This window comes from Nocardia sp. NPDC055050, assembly GCF_053608345.1.
In genome coordinates this window covers 26,184-41,934 of record NZ_JBSGVG010000049.1, presented here as the reverse complement: position 1 = coordinate 41,934, position 15,751 = coordinate 26,184, and the positions used below count along the sequence as shown (strand labels likewise).

Here is a 15,751-nt window from a genome sequence, read left to right as displayed (position 1 = left end):
CCGCCCTTCGTCGCCCCGGCCAAGTAATTTCGCCGAAGGACTCATGGAAAGCGGCCCCGGCCGGGAGAACTCCGGGCGGGGGCCGCTTCTTCGTGTCGGAGGTGGCTCGGTCGGCCGACCGTGGTCAGGACCGCCCGAGCCGTTCTCAGGCCGTACGTGCCCGCTGGGCCGGTTCCACCGCGGTGCGGACGAACTTCGCCACCCGGCCCAGCGCCGAACGGCTCTCCGGCATGCTCGGCAGGATGCTCATGAACGCGTGCACCTGCCCGCGCCACAGCTCCAGGGTGTTGGGCACGCCCGCGGCGGTGAGCCGGTGGGCCATCAGTTCACAGTCGTAGCGCAGGAGCTCGTCCTCGGCGGCGATGAGCAGCACCGGCGGCATCCCGGCCAGCTCGGCGTTGACCGGCGACAGCGCGGGATCGAGCGGACCGGCGTGCTCGGCGCCCAGGTGGACGACCGCCTCCAGGCCCTTCAGCGGAATGTAGGCGTCCCGGTTGACATTGACGTAGCCCTCTTTGGCCCGGTAGTCCAGATCGAGCAGCGGGCTGAGGCCCACGAGGGCGGCGGGCAGCGGCAGGCCGATCTCGCGAGAGCGGATCGCGGTCGCGAAGGTCAGGAACCCACCCGCCGAGTCGCCGGCGAACACGATGCGCGCCGGATCGGCCCCGTGGCGCAGCAGCCAGCGGTACGCGAGCACACAGTCGTCGATCGAGGTGTCGATCGAATCACCGGGCAGCTGCCGGTACTCGACATTGAGGACGGGCAGTCCGGTGCGCCGGGCCAGTCCGGCCACGACCGCGCGGTGTGTCTGCAATCCGCAGACCGCGAAGCCGCCGCCGTGCATGTACAGCAACGCACCGTGGCGCAACGCGCGAGATCCGCCCGCGGGCCGCACCATTTCCATCTTGAAGCCCTGGAGCTGGATCTGCTCGCGCTCGATACCGTGCGGTTCGGGCCGCAACCGCGACAGCAGGTCGACCGCGACGGCGCCGACCGGAATGGTGGCCCGGTTGATGGGCACGGTGCGCAGCAGCGGTCCGATCAGGCCGAGGCAGGCGCCCATCAGGACTCGCGAGGAGGTACTGGTCCGGCCGGAGTTGACGATGATGCCCGACTCCGGCCTCTCGGCGGTGCTGATCGGGGCCACGGGCGCGAGCCCACCCATCACGCCGGTGATCTTTGTGGCTACCATCGCGCACCTACCTCTACAGCTGGCGCGTCGACCCCTGACCAGGCGTAAACCCCCCGGATCGGATGTCGGCGCTGACATCTAACACAGTGATGTTTCACACATCGACGCTCACATAATCAGATGAACGTCTTGTCTGTCTCAGTTATCGCCCGACACACCCGGTCACGAAACGTTCGTGACCAATTCGTCGACGTGTCGGAACCTCCCCGTCTCCGGGGCGGACGGGACTGGCAGACTTGCCACCTATGCGCGGAATCATCTTGGCGGGCGGCACCGGTTCACGGTTGCACCCGATCACGCGCGGGGTGAGCAAGCAGCTTGTCCCGGTCTACGACAAACCCATGGTCTACTACCCGTTGTCCACCCTCATGCTGGCAGGGATCGACGACATTCTGGTGATCACCACGCCGGAGGACGCCGACGCGTTTTCCCGGCTGCTGGGCGACGGCAGCCAGTTCGGCGTCGCGATCAGCTACGTGGTGCAGCCCGAACCCGACGGTCTCGCGAGCGCCTTCGTCCTCGGGGCCGATCACATCGGCAACGAACCGGCGGCGCTGGTCCTCGGCGACAACATCTTCCACGGGCCCGGCCTCGGCGCCAGCCTGGAACGCTTCCACGACATCGACGGCGGCGCGGTGTTCGCCTACTGGGTGAAGGACCCGACCGCCTACGGCGTGGTGGAGTTCGACCAGGGCCGCGCGGTCTCCATCGAGGAGAAGCCGAAGGTCCCGCGCTCGAACTACGCCATCCCCGGCCTCTACTTCTACGACAACGACGTGGTCGAGATCGCCCGCGAGCTGAAGCCGTCGGCGCGCGGCGAGTACGAGATCACCGATATCAACCGCGCCTACCTCGAGCAGAACCGGCTCAGTGTCGACGTGCTCGCCCGCGGCACCGCCTGGCTCGACACCGGCACCTTCGATTCCCTGCTCGACGCGGCCAATTACGTGCGCACGATCGAGGAGCGGCAGGGCCTCAAGATCGGCGTGCCCGAGGAAGTGGCCTGGCGCCGCGGCCTCATCTCCGACGAGCAGCTGTGCAAGCTCGCCGAACCGATGGTGCGCTCGGGCTACGGCCGCTACCTGCTGGATCTGATCGACCGCGGAAAAGACTGGTAGCGCATGGAATTTCGTGAACTGGCGATCCCCGGCGCCTGGGTGGTGACCCCGCGTCTGCTCGGCGACGACCGCGGCATGTTCTGCGAGTCGTTCAAGGCCTCGGAGTTCGAGAAGGCCACCGGGCGCCCGTTCGAGCTGCACCAGGTGAACACCTCGGTCTCGGCCGCCGGGGTGCTGCGCGGCATCCACTACACCGACGATCCGCCCGGTCAGGCCAAGTATGTGACCTGTGTGCGCGGTGCGTTCCTGGATGTGGTGGTCGACCTGCGGCCGGGCTCACCGACCTACGGCCGGTGGGACAGCGTGCTGCTCGATGACGTCTCGCGGCGCTCGGTGTTCCTGTCCGAGGGTCTCGGCCACGCCATCCTCTCGCTGGAGAACCGGTCGACGGTGACCTACCTCTGTTCGCTCGAGTACTCCCCCGAGTTCGACAGGGACCTGGACGCTTTCGATCCGCGCCTCGGCATCGAATGGCCGACCGAGGGCCGCGACGGCCGCCCGCTGACCTATGTTCGCTCGGCGAAAGACGAAGCAGCGCCGAAGTTTTCCGCCTGATTCACGTGAAACGTCGAACGGCACCACCTGCGCGAGGTGGTGCCGTTCAGCGTTTTCCGATCAGGCCACCGGTTCGAGAACCTTCGCCTCGACCGGTGCGACCTCCGCCGGCTTGCGGAACCGGGGCAGGAAGACCGTGAGCGCGAGCAGCGCGCCGACGATGGTGACGCCCGCCGCGAACTCCAGGCCCGGCCGGTAGGCGTCGAGCATCTGCTGCGGAGTGGCACTCGTACCGTGCCCGCCGGAGGTGACGATGGCGGTGGTCACCGCGAGCACGACGGCCGCGCCGACCTGCATCGAGGTCTGCAGTACACCTGCGGCGAGACCCTGCTCGTCGTCGTCGATACCGCTGGTGGCCTGCACATTGATGGCGGGGAAACCGACCCAGCCGATGCCGATCAGCAGAATCGCGGGCAGCAGCACGGTGAAGTAGCCGGGTGCCGTGTCGATTCGCAGGAACAGCAGGTAGCCGATCGCCATGACGCTCATGGTGACCGCGATGACCGGTCCGGTGCCGAAACGGTCGATCAGCTTCTCGGAGAAGAACGCCGACCCGACGACCAGGATGCCGACCGGCAGCAGGGCCATCGCCAGCTTCAGCGCCGACCACTCCAGGGTGTCCTGCATGTACAGGGTCACGATGAACTGCCAGGAGAAGTAGGAACCGGCGACCGCGATGATGGCCAGGCTGGCTCGCACGAGCGAGGCCTTGCGCAGGATGCCGAGGCGGACCAGCGGGTGCTTCACCCGCTGTTCGGTGACGACGAACGCGGCGAACAGGGCGATCACGGCGAGGAACGAACCGATGGTGCGAGCCGAAGCCCAACCGACTTCCGGCGCGGTGACCACGGTGTAGACCAGCAGCAACATGCCCGCGGTGGACAGCAGCGCGCCGAGTAGATCGTGTCCGCCTTCTTCGGCCTTACCGTCCTTGGGCACCAGCACGAAGGCGGCGGCCAGGGCGGCGAGCGCGATCGGGACGGGCAGCAGGAAGGTCCAGCGCCAGCCGACGCCGGTCATCAGGCCACCGAACAGCAGGCCCATGGAGTAGCCGCCCGCGCCGAAGACGGTGTAGATCGACAGCGCCTTGTTGCGCGCTTTTCCTTCGGCGAACGTGGTGGTGATGATCGACAGACCGGTCGGCGCGGTGAACGCGGCGGCCAGGCCCTTGATGAAGCGGGTGGCGATCAGCAGCGCGGGGTCGCTCACCAGGCCACCGACGAGCGAGGCGACCGCGAACACCGCGAGGGCGATGAGGAAGACCTTGCGGCGGCCGAGCAGGTCGGCGGTGCGTCCGCCCAGCAGCAGCAGGCCGCCGTAGCCGAGGATGTAGCCGCTGACGAGCCACTGCAGGGTGGAGGTGGACAGATCGAGTTCGGCGCCGATGGACGGCAGCGCGACGCCGATCATCGAGACGTCGAGCCCGTCGAGGAAAAGGACGATGCACAGAGTGATCAGCATTCCCCAGAGGCGGAGGGGCCACCTGGTGGGATCGGTCGCCTGATCTGCGGCCGAGAGCGTTGCTGGCGAAGTCATGCGGAGGACATTACATGCGTGTGCATTAATTGCCAACACATAAAATGCCGTTGCATGAACATGCGCCTACCACTAAGATGGGGCCATGAACCCGGCCGTAACGTCAGCTCGGCGCACCGAAGCGCCCACCGAGCTGGTCGGTCAGTGGCGCGAACTACTCGGCAGGCATGCCGCCGTGAGTTGCGCCCTGGAGAAGGCGCTCCAAAGGGACCACGAGATCGGCCTCAGCGAATTCGAAACGCTGGACCGACTGGTCGACGCGGCGTGTCAGAAGTACCGCATGACAGAACTGGCCCAGGACATCTACCTGAGCCAGAGTGCGCTCTCGCGCGCGGTGGCCAGGCTGGAACGCGACGGCCTGGTCGAACGGAGCATGTGCGATCTCGACCGTCGCGCCATCTTCGTCCAGCTCACCGACAAGGGCAGGGCGGTCTACGACCGAGCCCTGCCCACCCACCGTTCGGTGCTCGCCGGTTCGTGGGACAGCCCTACAACGTGCCCGTAGCCGCCGCGGTGATACCGGTGAAAGCACGCCGGTAGCGATCACATTCGGCAGGCTTGTCCAGGTAGGTGCTGCCCGCGAAGGTCTCCACGTAGACCACCGGCGGCTCCGGTCGATCCACCGAATCGTCGACCCCGAAATCCAGGATCACGAACCGACCCGATTCGAGACCCGCGTGGTAGCCGGAATCGCCGGGAACCACCTGGATCCGCACCGTTTCGCGCTCGGCCAGCTCCCGCAATCGCGCGAGCTGGCCCGCGCGGACGCGGTCGTCACCGATCACACGGGTGAGCACCGACTCGGCCAGCACCACATCCAGTCGCAACGGAGCATCCGCCCTGGTCACCAGAGCTTGCCTGGCCGCCGACACCCGCAGCCTGCGCTCGAGCTCCGCCTCGGTCAGCCCGGGGATCGTCTGCTCCAGCAGCGCTTTCGTGTAGTCCTCGGTCTGCAACAGGACGGGGACGAGGCCGTCCTCGTAGAGCGCGAGCCCCGACGCGGCTTCCTCGAGGCCGATGTAGACCTCGAATCCCTCCGCGATCACGTCGCCGTAGCTCGTCCACCAACCCCGTGCTTTGGTTTCGCGAGCCAACGCGGCCAGCGGTTCGACCAGATCGGCCGGCGCGCCGTACACCTTGCACATGGCCTCGACGTCGAGGCTGCGCAACGACGTCTGCCCCGTTTCGATCCGCCAGATCTTCGCTTCCGACCACTCCAGTTGCGCCGCCGCGGTTCTGGTTGTCATCCGCGCACGATTGCGCAGGTCACGTAAGTGCCTGCCCAACTGCCTGCGCGGCATCGTGGAACCGGTGACGCCCTGTGGTGAAGCCATACTTCCCCCCTGTATCCGAACTCCGGTCTCCGGACAGAACTTTCGGAGACCGACCTACGCAGCCGACATATCCGGATCTGCGTACGGATTGTTTCACAATGAATCGGACACCGCGCAAGACCTATTTTTTCTTGCGGAACCGCCAGAACTGCACCGCACGAACGTCTTCGGAGAGCTGACTCACAGGCTCGGCGACATCGGACAGCGCCTGGAACAGGCCGTCGGCCAGATCACTGATGTGTTCGACGCGGCCGGCCAACCGGGCGGCGTTGTCGGCGAACTCGAGCATCAGGCGGACCGAGGCCGCGATGGTGAGCCCCAACGGGATCGACACCAGCGCGGCGAGCACCCCCAGCACCGCGGAGGCTTTCCACATCAGCACGGTGAAGGCGATCGGCAGGCCGATGCCGAAGGACGCGACACCGAGCACGTAGGCCAGCGGTAGCAAAGTCCTGGTCGCGGGCCTGCGGAACTGCACATCCAGCAGCGAACGGGCGGCCTCGGCGGCCCACTGTTTGGCCGAACCGGTACTGCGGAACGGCTCTTCGAACCCCGCGTCGCGCGCCAGATCGGCTTCGTAGGAGACTTCACCGGCACGATCGGGCCGCTTGCCACCGGCCTCTTTCCAAGAGAGCCAACGGGATTCGGCGTCGAATTCCTCGACATCCTCGTCGTTCGACTCGGGAGTGCCAGGCGCTTCGGTCATGCTTCGAATCCTGCCCGCTTTCGACCCCGACGCCAACCTGTCGGCACCGTACCTGCGATAGCGAAGGTTACCGGACTGAGACGAAGCAGACACTCTCGAATATTTTTCGGTAACGGCGTAACGAGTCGGCCACCTCCCGCCGATACGCCCATGAACGCAGGAACAGAGCTCTTCGGGGAATGGAGAACACAGTGCGCACGACGTTTCCGACCACCACTACGGCCGCCGACAAAGGTGCCGCCGCGCAGGAGTACACCGCGCGTGGATGGACGGTCGCTGAAACCACCAACGGTCTGTGCTTGATCACCGACGACGAGGTCTCGGCCATCGAGATCACCGGTGAGATCGCGGGCGACGTTCGCCGCTTCCTGCGCGCCAACAACCTGTCCGGCCCCGTGATCGAGATCCCGGGCCAGGAGCGTCGCGAGATCCACCTGGTCACCGGTGTCCGCAAGGCCGCCATGGCGATCGAGGCCATGCGTGAGGCAGGCGTCATCGTGCACACCGACGGCGCCAGCATCCCGCTGCCGCCCACCCAGCTCGCTGCGGGCAGCGCCTCCTGGGGCGTCGCCCCCACCGAGGCTCGCTGGATCCCGCCGGTCGTCGCCCTCGGTGCGGCCGTTCGCTCGGCAATGGCCCGCAGGCAGACCGGCAAGCAGGTCGGCAAGCGCGCGGCGCTGACCCTGGCCAGCTGACCTGAACCAGCCCGAACCCGCGATCCGCGACGCCTCCCCGACGTCGCAGCTCGCGGGTTTTCGGCGTTTCCGGCCATCGCCCGCCCCAGTGGGCGTAAGCATGGGGTATGGCTCCACGTTCGCTCCTGCGTACCTGTCCGCTGTGTGAGGCCGTCTGCGGTCTCACGGTCACCCTCGACGACGCCGACCAGGTGCTGTCGGTACGCGGCGACCGCGACGACCCGTTCAGCAAGGGCTTCCTGTGCCCGAAAGGCGCCAGCTTCGGCAAGCTCGACGGCGATCCCGACCTCGTCACCACCCCGCTGATCCGCGACGGTGACGGGTTCCGCGCGGCAAGCTGGGACGAGGCGTTCGACCTGATCGCGGCCGCGTTCGCCGAGATCCCCCGTGGCGCGTCCGCGGTGTACCTGGGCAACCCCAACGCGCACACCGTCGCGGGCGCGCTCTATCTGCCCGTCCTGATCCGGGCGCTGAGCACCCGTCACATCTACACCGCGAGCTCGGCCGATCAGATGCCCAAGCAGGTCGCGGCCGGACTCATGTTCGGCGACCCGCTGACGGTGCCGGTCCCCGACCTCGATCGCACCGACTTCCTGCTGATGCTGGGCGCCAATCCGCTCGAATCCAATGGGTCGCTGTGCACCGCGCCCGACTTCCCCGGGCGGTTGAAGGCGTTGCGGGCGCGCGGGGGCAAGCTGGTGGTGGTCGATCCGCGCGAGACCAGAACCGCGGCACTCGCCGACCAGCACCTGTTCATCCGGCCGGGTTCGGACGCGTATCTGCTGTTCGGGGTCGTGCACACGCTGTTCGACGAGGGCCTGACCGACGTGCGCGTCGACGTGGCCGGACTCGACGAACTACGCACGGCCGCCCTCGATTTCCCACCGGAAGCGGTGGCCGAGCGCACCGGCATCCCAGCAGGCACCATCCGCGCGCTGGCCCGCGAACTCGCGGCCGCGCCCACGTCGGCCGTCTACGCGCGGATCGGCACGTGCACCGCCGAGTTCGGCACGCTCACCCAGTGGCTGGTCGATGCCGTCAACACCCTCACCGGCAACCTGGACTCCCCCGGCGGCGCCATGTTCGCCGATGCCGCGGCGGGCGGGGTGCAGCGCAGCAAGCCGTTCCGCCTCGGCCGCTGGACCAGCCGGGTCCGCGAGCTGCCGGAGGCCATGGGCGAACTGCCCGTCGCCACCCTCGCCGACGAGATCGAAACACCGGGTGAGGGGCAGATCAAGGCGCTGGTGACGGTGGCGGGCAACCCCGTGCTGTCCGCGCCGAGCGGTGCGCGACTCGACCGTGGCCTGGCCGGGCTCGAGTTCATGGTCAGTGTGGATCGCTACGTCAACGAGACGACGAGACACGCGAACGTGATCCTGCCGCCACCGCGTTCGGTGCAGTCACCGCACTTCGATTTCGCGCTGCTGCAGTTCGCGGTGCGCAATTACGCTCGCTACTCGCCGCCGTTGGTCGCGCTGGGCGAGCGGCCCTCGGAATCGGCCGTGGTGGCCCGGCTCGCCGCCGCGGTGAGTGGTCAGCCGCATGCCGGGACGGGCGCGGCCAGTCCGATCGCGATGGTCGACGAGCTCGTGATCGCCGGCACCCTGCACAAGGCCGGCATGAGCGAACGCCGCGACGAGCTGACCGGCACGGACACCACCGAACAGCGCCTCGATCTGATGCTCAAGCTCGGCCCGTACGGCGCGTGGAACGGCGGCGAACTGAGCCTGAAAACCCTCCTGGACAACCCGCACGGCATCGACCTCGGCCCACTGCGCCCACGACTGCCCGGTGTCCTGCGCACCGCGTCGAAGCTGGTCGAGCTGGCACCGCCGCAACTGCTCGCGGACGTGGCACGCCTGCGCGCCGGACTGGCGAGCACCGCGCCCGCGATGGTGCTGATCGGACGACGTCAGCTGCGCTCCAACAACAGCTGGATGCACAACATCGCGGGTCTGGTCGGTGGCTCCAACCGCTGCACTCTCCAGGTCCACCCCGACGACGCGACCCGCCTCGGCCTCGGCGAACAGGCCGAGATCACCTCGGCGGCGGGCTCGTTGACGGTGCAGGTCGAGCTCACGCCGACGATCATGCGCGGCGTGGTGAGCCTGCCGCACGGCTGGGGCCACGGCGCGAGCAGCACCCAGTCGGTCGCGCTGGCGCACGCGGGCGTGAACGCCAATGTGCTGACCGATGATTCGGTGGTCGACGTGGTGTCCGGAACCGCCGTGTTCAACGGGGTGCCGGTGACGGTAGGTCCGGCCTGATCAGTCCGGGTCCGGAAACTGTTGCGCAAACTCGGCTTTCATATCCTTCGCAACAATGGACACGCCCCACCGGCAGTGAGAGTCCCCTAGACTGGGTGAGATTGCGGTCACAGCGGGGGTTTCGTCTAGAAGCCCGCATCAACCGGTACGGCTAGCAGAGGGGGCCCGATGCCCGAAAAATTCGTCGGTAGCGACGGAGAACACGAGCTACAGGACACGTTGGGCACCTCGGACAGAGCCGAGCGCTTCTACGACGACCAGGTGATCGACTATCTGAATCCCACGATGGTCGATTTCGTCGCCCGGATGGACATGGCCTTCATCGCCACCTCCGATTCACACGGCGAATGTGACTCCAGCTTCCGGGCGGGGACCCCCGGATTCCTGCACGTGATCGACGATCGCACGATTGCGTACCCCGAATATCGAGGTAACGGGGTGATGGCCAGCCTGGGCAATATCCTCGAGAACCCGCACGTGGGAATCCTGATGATCGACTTCGTTCGCGACCTCATCGGCCTGCACATCAACGGAAAAGCCCGCATGGTCGCCGACAGCGAGCTGCGCGAGGACGTCACCGATCTGCCGCCCGCCGAGCGAGGAAAGACCTCGCAGGTGTGGGTGGTGGTCGATGTCGAAGAGGCCTACATCCACTGCCGCAAGCACATCCCGCAGATGGTGCCGGTCTCGCGGGACCAGCGCGAATGGGGCACCGACAACGTGCGCGCCAAGGGCGGCGACTACTTCGGCGTCAAGGCGGGCAAGCAGGCACCGGCCATCGCCGAGGCCAGCTAGCTACTCGATCTTGAAGATCACCACACGCTGCACGACGAAGTTGATGACGGTTGCGGTGCCCTGCGCGATCACGAACGCGAGGGGCTGGCGCCACCACTCGTCGGGCAGCGCGAAGTACAGCGCCGCGTTGATCCCCACCTGCACCGCGAACGTCACCGCGTAGAGCGCCACCACCGCGAAGAACCTGGCCCTGCTCGGCTCTGCCTTGAACGTCCAGCGCCGGTTGATCAGGTACGCCGTGGTGGTGCCTGCGACGAAACTGATCGCCTTCGCCAGGCTCACCGGCCACCCGAGCAGATTCAGCAGCAGGCTGTAGATGCCGTAGTCGACGATCGCCGACAAACCACCCGTCAGCGTGAACCGCACGATCTGCGTCTTGAGGTCGACTTCGGTCCCGCCGGGCTCGTCGACCAGGGGAATTTCGGCGGGCAGCGGCAGATGCGGTTGGGCTTGCACGTGAGGAAGACTACGAGACCGGTCGCTCCTCGCGCCATGCATGTAGCCTCTTAGCCGATGTCTGAGAACATTTCGACCACCAACGATGAGGCGTTCGCGCTCCCTACGCGCACCCGCAAGCTCACCGGTTGGGGTCGCACCGCACCCACCTCCGCCGAAGTGCTCTCGACCAGCGATCCGGAACTGATCGCCAAGGCCGTGAGCATGGTGGCGCAGGACAACGACTCGAAGCCGGCGCATCTGCGACGCGGCGTGATCGCGCGTGGCCTCGGCCGCTCCTACGGCGACAACTCGCAAAACGCGGGCGGCCTCGTGATCGACATGCCCGCGCTGAACAAGATCCACAGCATCGACGCGGCCACCCGCCTCGTCGACGTGGACGGCGGCGTCGACCTCGACCAGCTGATGAAGGCAGCGCTGCCGTTCGGCCTATGGGTTCCGGTCCTACCCGGTACCCGCCAGGTCACCGTCGGCGGCGCCATCGGCTCCGATATCCACGGCAAGAACCACCACAGCGCCGGTAGCTTCGGCAACCACGTGCGTTCGATGGATCTGCTCACCGCCGACGGTGTCGTCCGCACGATCACCGCCGCGTCCGATCCGGAGCTGTTCTGGGCGACCATCGGCGGCTGCGGCCTGACCGGCATCATCCTGCGGGCCACCGTCGAGATGACCCCCACCGAGACGGCGTACTTCATCGCCGACGGCGACGTGACCAGCACCCTCGACGAGACCATCGCCTTCCACAGCGACGGCTCCGAGGACAAGTACGAATACAGCTCGGCCTGGTTCGACGCCATCAGCCCGCTGCCCAACCTGGGACGCGCGGCCATCTCACGCGGCAACCTGGCCAAGGTCGACCAGCTGCCGAAGAAGCTGCAGAAAGACCCGCTGCGCTTCAACGGCAAGACCTTCTTCACGCTGCCCGATGTGTTCCCCAACGGGCTGGCCAACAAGTACACCTTCGGGCCGATCGGTGAGATCTGGTACCGCAAGTCGGGCACCTACCGGGGCAAGGCGCAGAGCCTGACCGCCTTCTATCACCCGCTCGACATGATGGGCGAATGGAACCGCGGCTACGGCTCCAACGGCTTCCTGCAGTACCAGTTCGTGGTTCCGCCGGAGTCGGTCGAAGAGTTCAAGCGCATCATCATCGACATCCAGAGCTCGGGTTTCTACTCGTTCCTCAATGTGTTCAAGCTGTTCGGCGAGGGCAACCAGGCGCCGCTGAGCTTCCCGATGGCCGGCTGGAACATTTGCGTCGACTTCCCGATCTCGCGTGGGCTCAACGAGTTCGTCACCGAGCTCGACCGGCGCGTGCTCGAGTTCGGCGGGCGGCTCTACACCGCGAAGGATTCGCGCACGTCGGCCGAGACCTTCCACAAGATGTACCCGCGGATCGACGAGTGGATCAAGGTCCGCCGCAGCGTCGACCCGAATGGCGTGTTCATGTCCGATATGGCCAGGAGGCTGGAGCTCCAGTGATCAACGCAGTTGGCAACCCGCAGACCATCCTGCTCTTCGGCGGCACCTCCGAGATCGGTCTCGCGATCGTGGCCGAGTACCTGGCCAAGAGCCCGGCCCGGGTCATCCTGGCGAACCTGCCCGGCGATCCGCTGCTCGAGAACGCCGTCACCCAGGTGAAGGCCGCGGGCGCGACCCAGGTCGACGTCGTCGACTTCGACGCGCTCGACACCGAGTCGCACCCCAAGGTCGTCGACTCCGCGTTCGCCGCGGGTGACGTCGATGTCGCGATCGTGGCGTTCGGTGTGCTCGGCGATGCCGAGGAGCTGTGGCAGAACCAGCGCAAGGCGGTCATGACCGTCGGCATCAACTACACCGCCGGTGTGTCGGTGGGCGTGCTGGTGGGCGACAAGTTCAAGGCCCAGGGCCACGGCCGGATCATCGTGATGTCCTCGGTGGCCGGTGAGCGCGTTCGCCGCTCCAACTTCGTCTACGGCTCCACCAAGGCCGGCCTCGACGGTTTCTACCTCGGCCTCGGCGAGGCGCTGCGTCCCTTCGGGCCGCGCGTCACCGTGATCCGGCCGATGCAGGTGCGCACCTCGGCGACAAAGGCCCACTGGGAAGCCACCGGCGCCAAGGAAGCTCCGCTCACCGTCGACCCGGAAGACGTCGCCAAGCTCGCCGTCACCGCGTCGGAGAAGGGCACCGAGATCGTCTGGGCGCCGGGCGAGGCCCGCTTCCTGATGTCGGCCCTGCGCCACGTGCCGCGCCCGATCTTCCGCAAGCTCCCGATCTGATCGACTGCGTTCAGGACTGCCGCATCATCCCCGGATGGTGCGGCAGTTCTGCTTTTCGGCTCCACTAGGCTGGCCCGGACCGTTGAGCACAGTGGAGCCGGAGGATTGCGCGCCGATGACGACCAATGACGAGGTGCGGGCGGGGCGCAAGATCTGGAGCGGGGTCGGCGAGGGGGCTGCCGCCGCGGGTGTAGCGCTGGTGGTCGCCGTGGTGGGGCTGTTCGCGTTCTCGGCGGTGCAGTGGCCCGCGTTCAACTCCTCCAATGTGACTCGTGCGCTGACCACGGTGGGACAAGTCGTCGCGGTCGCGCTGCTGGTGGTCTCGGTGCTGCTGATTCGGCTGCGCAAGTGGCCGGTGGTGGCGAAACTGCTGTCCTGGGTGGGCATCTCGAGCTTTGTCACGGTCACGCTGGGGATGCCGCTGGCCGCGACGAAGCTGTACCTGTTCGGTGTCTCGGTGGATCAGGAATTCCGGACCGAGTACCTGACCCGGCTCACCGACAGTGCCGCGCTGCGCGATATGACGTATGTGGATCTGCCGCCGTTCTATCCGGCCGGGTGGTTCTGGATCGGCGGGCGCGTGGGCAACGTGCTCGGGATGGACGGCTGGGAAGTGTTCAAGCCGTACGCGATCGGGCTGCTCGCCATCGCGGCCGCGGTGGCGCTGGTGTTGTGGATGCAGTTGGTGCGGGCCGACATGGCGGTGGGCGCGGCCGCCGCGGTCACGGCGATGACGTTGGCGTACGCCTCGCCCGAGGCTTATGGCGCGGTGCTCGTGGTGTTCGTTCCGCCGGTGCTGGTGCTGGCGTGGGGTGCGCTGCATCGGCGGTCCGGTGGGTGGGGCGCGGTGCTCGGTACGGGGCTGTTCCTCGGGGTGGCGGCGTGTTTCTACACGTTGTACCTGGCGATCGCGGCGTTCACCGTGGTGATCATGGCGGTGGTGGCGGCCGGGTTCGCGGTCTACGCACAGCGGGCAGCTGGGCGGCGGGCAAGCCGTCTGGGCGGCGCGCGAGCGGGCGCGGCTGCTGACGCCGGTACCCCCGGCGTTTCCTCCGCCACGGGCGGAACTATCCCGCTGAGCGCTCCGCCCGCCTGGCGCGCCGCGATCGCGCCGCTGACCAGGCTGGCGGCAATCGGCGGCATCGCCATCGTGCTCGCCCTGGTCGTGTGGACGCCGTATCTGCTGAAGATGGCGTCCGGTGCGAAACTTCCCTCCGGCAGCGCTTTCCACTATCTGCCGGAGTCCGGCGCACAGCTGGCGTTCCCGATGCTGGAGTTCTCCCTGCGGGGAGCCCTGTGCATGATCGGCGTGCTGTGGCTCGTAGTTCGCGCCGGATCATCGAGGCGCGCACAGGCACTGGGCCTCGGCGTCGTATCGATCTACCTGTGGACCCTGCTCTCGATGATGGCGACCGCGGCAGGCACGACCCTGCTGTCCTTCCGGCTGGAGCCGGTCCTGCTCGCGTTGCTCGCCGCCGCGGGCGTTTTCGGCTTCGTCGAAGGCGCGACCGCCCTCTACCAGGCGGTGAACGAGCCCGCCCCGATGCGCACCGCGGCTGCCGCGATCGCCGTCCTCGGCGCCATCGCCTTCGCCCAGACGATCCCCACCGTGCTGACCCACGAGATCGACACCGCTTACACCGACACCGACGGCAACGGCGAACGAGCCGACCAGCGCAAACCCTCCGCCGTCTCGCACTACCGCGAGATCGATGCGGCCATCCTGGCGCAAACCGGCCGTCCCCGAGACGAATCCGTCGTCCTCACCGCGGACACCACCTTCCTGGCCTTCTACCCCTACTGGGGCTTCCAGGCCCTCACCTCCCACTACGCGAACCCCCTGTCGGACTTCAAGGCTCGCGCCGCCACCATCGCCGACTGGAGCAAGCTCCCCGACTCCCCGGCCCTCGTCGAAGCCCTCGCGAAGTCCCCGTGGCGCGCCCCCGACGCCTTCCTCTTCCGCAACGACGGCGACAACTACACCCTGCGCCTGGCCGAAGACGTCTACCCCAACGACCCGAACGTCAAGCGCTACACAGTCTCTTTCCCCAAGTCTCTCTTCATCGACCCCGCCTTCACCGCCACCGAAATCGGCCCCTTCACCCTGATCACCGTGCGCCGCTGATACTCGACGACCACTGTGGCGAGGCCATGTCCTCGACCGGTGGCCGAACCCCGGCTCACACAGCGGCGCGGCCGAGGTAGTGCAGGAGTTCGGCGGTGGGCGTGGTGGCCGCTGTTTCGACAACGGCGGCGTAGGCGCCCCACTGGCGCAGGGGTTCGATGATTTCGGCGTCGGTGCCTGAACCGGGGGCCGGGTGGATGGTGCGGGCGGCGGTCAGAAGATGGGCGGAGAGGTCGTCGGTGAGGGGCGACGGCTGGCCGGTGGCGATCGCGATGTCCCAGGCGTGGACCGCGGCGTCGAGAGCGGCGAGGGTGGCCGCGACGGGGGTCGGGAGGTCGCCGTGCGGGAGTGGCGTGGGGACAGTGGTGGTTTCGTCGGCGACCGTGGCCCACGCCGCGGCGGTCTGGTCGACGGCTTCGCGGACCAGGGCGGCGGCGGAACCGTCGATCTCACCGGAGGGATCGAAGGGGTTGTAGGACGGGCCGGGGCCGACTCCCAGGGCAGCGGCGTAGGCGAGTTGGTCGCCCGCGGCGTGCTGGATGACCTGGGTGACGGTCCAGTCCGAGCAGGGGGTGGGCAGGTTCCACTGGTCGTCGGCGATCCCGTCCACGACGTCGCCGAGGGCCCGGTAGGAGGTGGCGACCACGTCGCGCCAGACGGTTTCGAGGGCTGCGGTGCTGTTCATGATGATGCCTTTCGTTTCGGTGATGA

The 15,751-nt window shown here is 67.5% G+C and carries 15 protein-coding genes; 9 read left to right on the top strand and 6 right to left on the bottom strand.

The window, feature by feature from the left end; all coding sequences use genetic code 11:
- Window positions 1-145 precede the first annotated feature (145 nt).
- Window positions 146-1,192, bottom strand: coding sequence for an alpha/beta hydrolase (locus tag ACWGCN_RS32070; protein ID WP_378989523.1), 1,047 nt, complete (start codon window positions 1,190-1,192; stop codon window positions 146-148).
- A 245-nt stretch (window positions 1,193-1,437) separates the two neighbouring features.
- Here ACWGCN_RS32070 and rfbA point away from each other — a divergent pair, with 245 nt between their 5' ends.
- A complete protein-coding gene (rfbA, locus tag ACWGCN_RS32065) occupies window positions 1,438-2,310 on the top strand; it encodes a glucose-1-phosphate thymidylyltransferase RfbA (RefSeq protein WP_378638078.1) in 873 nt (290 codons plus the stop codon).
- Window positions 2,311-2,313: 3 nt separating this feature from the next.
- Window positions 2,314-2,865, top strand: a complete 552-nt coding sequence (locus ACWGCN_RS32060; RefSeq protein ID WP_266295138.1) for a dTDP-4-dehydrorhamnose 3,5-epimerase family protein — start codon at window positions 2,314-2,316, stop codon at window positions 2,863-2,865.
- 60 nt (window positions 2,866-2,925) lie between these two features.
- Here the strand turns inward: ACWGCN_RS32060 and ACWGCN_RS32055 are convergent, their stop codons facing one another.
- The gene (locus ACWGCN_RS32055) at window positions 2,926-4,401 is read right to left on the bottom strand and encodes an MFS transporter (RefSeq protein ID WP_452449886.1); all 1,476 of its coding nucleotides are present in this window, start codon (window positions 4,399-4,401) and stop codon (window positions 2,926-2,928) included.
- An 85-nt stretch (window positions 4,402-4,486) separates the two neighbouring features.
- Here ACWGCN_RS32055 and ACWGCN_RS32050 point away from each other — a divergent pair, with 85 nt between their 5' ends.
- Window positions 4,487-4,906: a MarR family winged helix-turn-helix transcriptional regulator gene (locus ACWGCN_RS32050; protein ID WP_378638073.1), complete on the top strand. Its 420-nt coding sequence runs from the start codon at window positions 4,487-4,489 to the stop codon at window positions 4,904-4,906.
- On the opposite strand, the gene ACWGCN_RS32045 is transcribed toward ACWGCN_RS32050, so the two are convergent.
- Complete coding sequence (locus ACWGCN_RS32045; RefSeq protein ID WP_378989519.1) at window positions 4,890-5,735, bottom strand: helix-turn-helix domain-containing protein; 846 nt, start codon at window positions 5,733-5,735, stop codon at window positions 4,890-4,892. The two genes, ACWGCN_RS32050 and ACWGCN_RS32045, sit on opposite strands and share 17 nt — an antisense overlap.
- Window positions 5,736-5,856: 121 nt before the next feature.
- Complete coding sequence (locus tag ACWGCN_RS32040; protein ID WP_378638068.1) at window positions 5,857-6,441, bottom strand: DUF4282 domain-containing protein; 585 nt, start codon at window positions 6,439-6,441, stop codon at window positions 5,857-5,859.
- A gap of 191 nt (window positions 6,442-6,632) precedes the next feature.
- Here ACWGCN_RS32040 and ACWGCN_RS32035 point away from each other — a divergent pair, with 191 nt between their 5' ends.
- From ACWGCN_RS32035 to ACWGCN_RS32025, 3 genes are all read left to right on the top strand, one after another.
- A complete protein-coding gene (locus ACWGCN_RS32035) occupies window positions 6,633-7,136 on the top strand; it encodes a hypothetical protein (RefSeq protein WP_378989518.1) in 504 nt (167 codons plus the stop codon).
- A gap of 107 nt (window positions 7,137-7,243) precedes the next feature.
- Window positions 7,244-9,403 (top strand): molybdopterin oxidoreductase family protein, encoded by a 2,160-nt coding sequence (locus tag ACWGCN_RS32030; RefSeq protein ID WP_452458986.1) that lies wholly within the window; start codon window positions 7,244-7,246, stop codon window positions 9,401-9,403.
- A gap of 168 nt (window positions 9,404-9,571) precedes the next feature.
- Complete coding sequence (locus tag ACWGCN_RS32025) at window positions 9,572-10,198, top strand: pyridoxamine 5'-phosphate oxidase family protein (RefSeq protein ID WP_378989514.1); 627 nt, start codon at window positions 9,572-9,574, stop codon at window positions 10,196-10,198.
- Here ACWGCN_RS32025 and ACWGCN_RS32020 read toward each other — a convergent pair whose 3' ends face one another.
- Window positions 10,199-10,696, bottom strand: a complete 498-nt coding sequence (locus ACWGCN_RS32020) for a GtrA family protein (protein WP_378989513.1) — start codon at window positions 10,694-10,696, stop codon at window positions 10,199-10,201. It lies immediately after the preceding gene.
- A gap of 27 nt (window positions 10,697-10,723) precedes the next feature.
- Here ACWGCN_RS32020 and ACWGCN_RS32015 point away from each other — a divergent pair, with 27 nt between their 5' ends.
- From ACWGCN_RS32015 to ACWGCN_RS32005, 3 genes are all read left to right on the top strand, one after another.
- A complete protein-coding gene (locus ACWGCN_RS32015; RefSeq protein WP_378989554.1) occupies window positions 10,724-12,139 on the top strand; it encodes an FAD-binding oxidoreductase in 1,416 nt (471 codons plus the stop codon).
- Window positions 12,136-12,915, top strand: coding sequence for a decaprenylphospho-beta-D-erythro-pentofuranosid-2-ulose 2-reductase (locus tag ACWGCN_RS32010; RefSeq protein ID WP_378989511.1), 780 nt, complete (start codon window positions 12,136-12,138; stop codon window positions 12,913-12,915). Before ACWGCN_RS32015 ends, ACWGCN_RS32010 begins: the two co-directional genes overlap by 4 nt.
- Before the next feature lie 115 nt (window positions 12,916-13,030).
- Window positions 13,031-15,040, top strand: a complete 2,010-nt coding sequence (locus tag ACWGCN_RS32005; protein ID WP_452458987.1) for an arabinofuranosyltransferase — start codon at window positions 13,031-13,033, stop codon at window positions 15,038-15,040.
- A 55-nt stretch (window positions 15,041-15,095) separates the two neighbouring features.
- On the opposite strand, the gene ACWGCN_RS32000 is transcribed toward ACWGCN_RS32005, so the two are convergent.
- A complete protein-coding gene (locus ACWGCN_RS32000; RefSeq protein ID WP_452458988.1) occupies window positions 15,096-15,725 on the bottom strand; it encodes a TIGR03086 family metal-binding protein in 630 nt (209 codons plus the stop codon).
- Window positions 15,726-15,751 lie beyond the last annotated feature (26 nt).

Excerpts from the sequence above, each read along its gene's own strand:
- ACWGCN_RS32070 (WP_378989523.1), bottom strand. The coding sequence starts at position 1,192 with ATGGTAGCCACAAAGATCACCGGCGTGATGGGTGGGCTCGCGCCCGTG.
- rfbA (WP_378638078.1), top strand. The coding sequence starts at position 1,438 with ATGCGCGGAATCATCTTGGCGGGCGGCACCGGTTCACGGTTGCACCCG.
- ACWGCN_RS32060 (WP_266295138.1), top strand. The coding sequence starts at position 2,314 with ATGGAATTTCGTGAACTGGCGATCCCCGGCGCCTGGGTGGTGACCCCG.
- ACWGCN_RS32055 (WP_452449886.1), bottom strand. The coding sequence starts at position 4,401 with ATGACTTCGCCAGCAACGCTCTCGGCCGCAGATCAGGCGACCGATCCC.
- ACWGCN_RS32050 (WP_378638073.1), top strand. The coding sequence starts at position 4,487 with ATGAACCCGGCCGTAACGTCAGCTCGGCGCACCGAAGCGCCCACCGAG.
- ACWGCN_RS32045 (WP_378989519.1), bottom strand. The coding sequence starts at position 5,735 with ATGGCTTCACCACAGGGCGTCACCGGTTCCACGATGCCGCGCAGGCAG.
- ACWGCN_RS32040 (WP_378638068.1), bottom strand. The coding sequence starts at position 6,441 with ATGACCGAAGCGCCTGGCACTCCCGAGTCGAACGACGAGGATGTCGAG.
- ACWGCN_RS32030 (WP_452458986.1), top strand. The coding sequence starts at position 7,244 with ATGGCTCCACGTTCGCTCCTGCGTACCTGTCCGCTGTGTGAGGCCGTC.
- ACWGCN_RS32025 (WP_378989514.1), top strand. The coding sequence starts at position 9,572 with ATGCCCGAAAAATTCGTCGGTAGCGACGGAGAACACGAGCTACAGGAC.
- ACWGCN_RS32020 (WP_378989513.1), bottom strand. The coding sequence starts at position 10,696 with ATGCATGGCGCGAGGAGCGACCGGTCTCGTAGTCTTCCTCACGTGCAA.
- ACWGCN_RS32005 (WP_452458987.1), top strand. The coding sequence starts at position 13,031 with ATGACGACCAATGACGAGGTGCGGGCGGGGCGCAAGATCTGGAGCGGG.
- ACWGCN_RS32000 (WP_452458988.1), bottom strand. The coding sequence starts at position 15,725 with ATGAACAGCACCGCAGCCCTCGAAACCGTCTGGCGCGACGTGGTCGCC.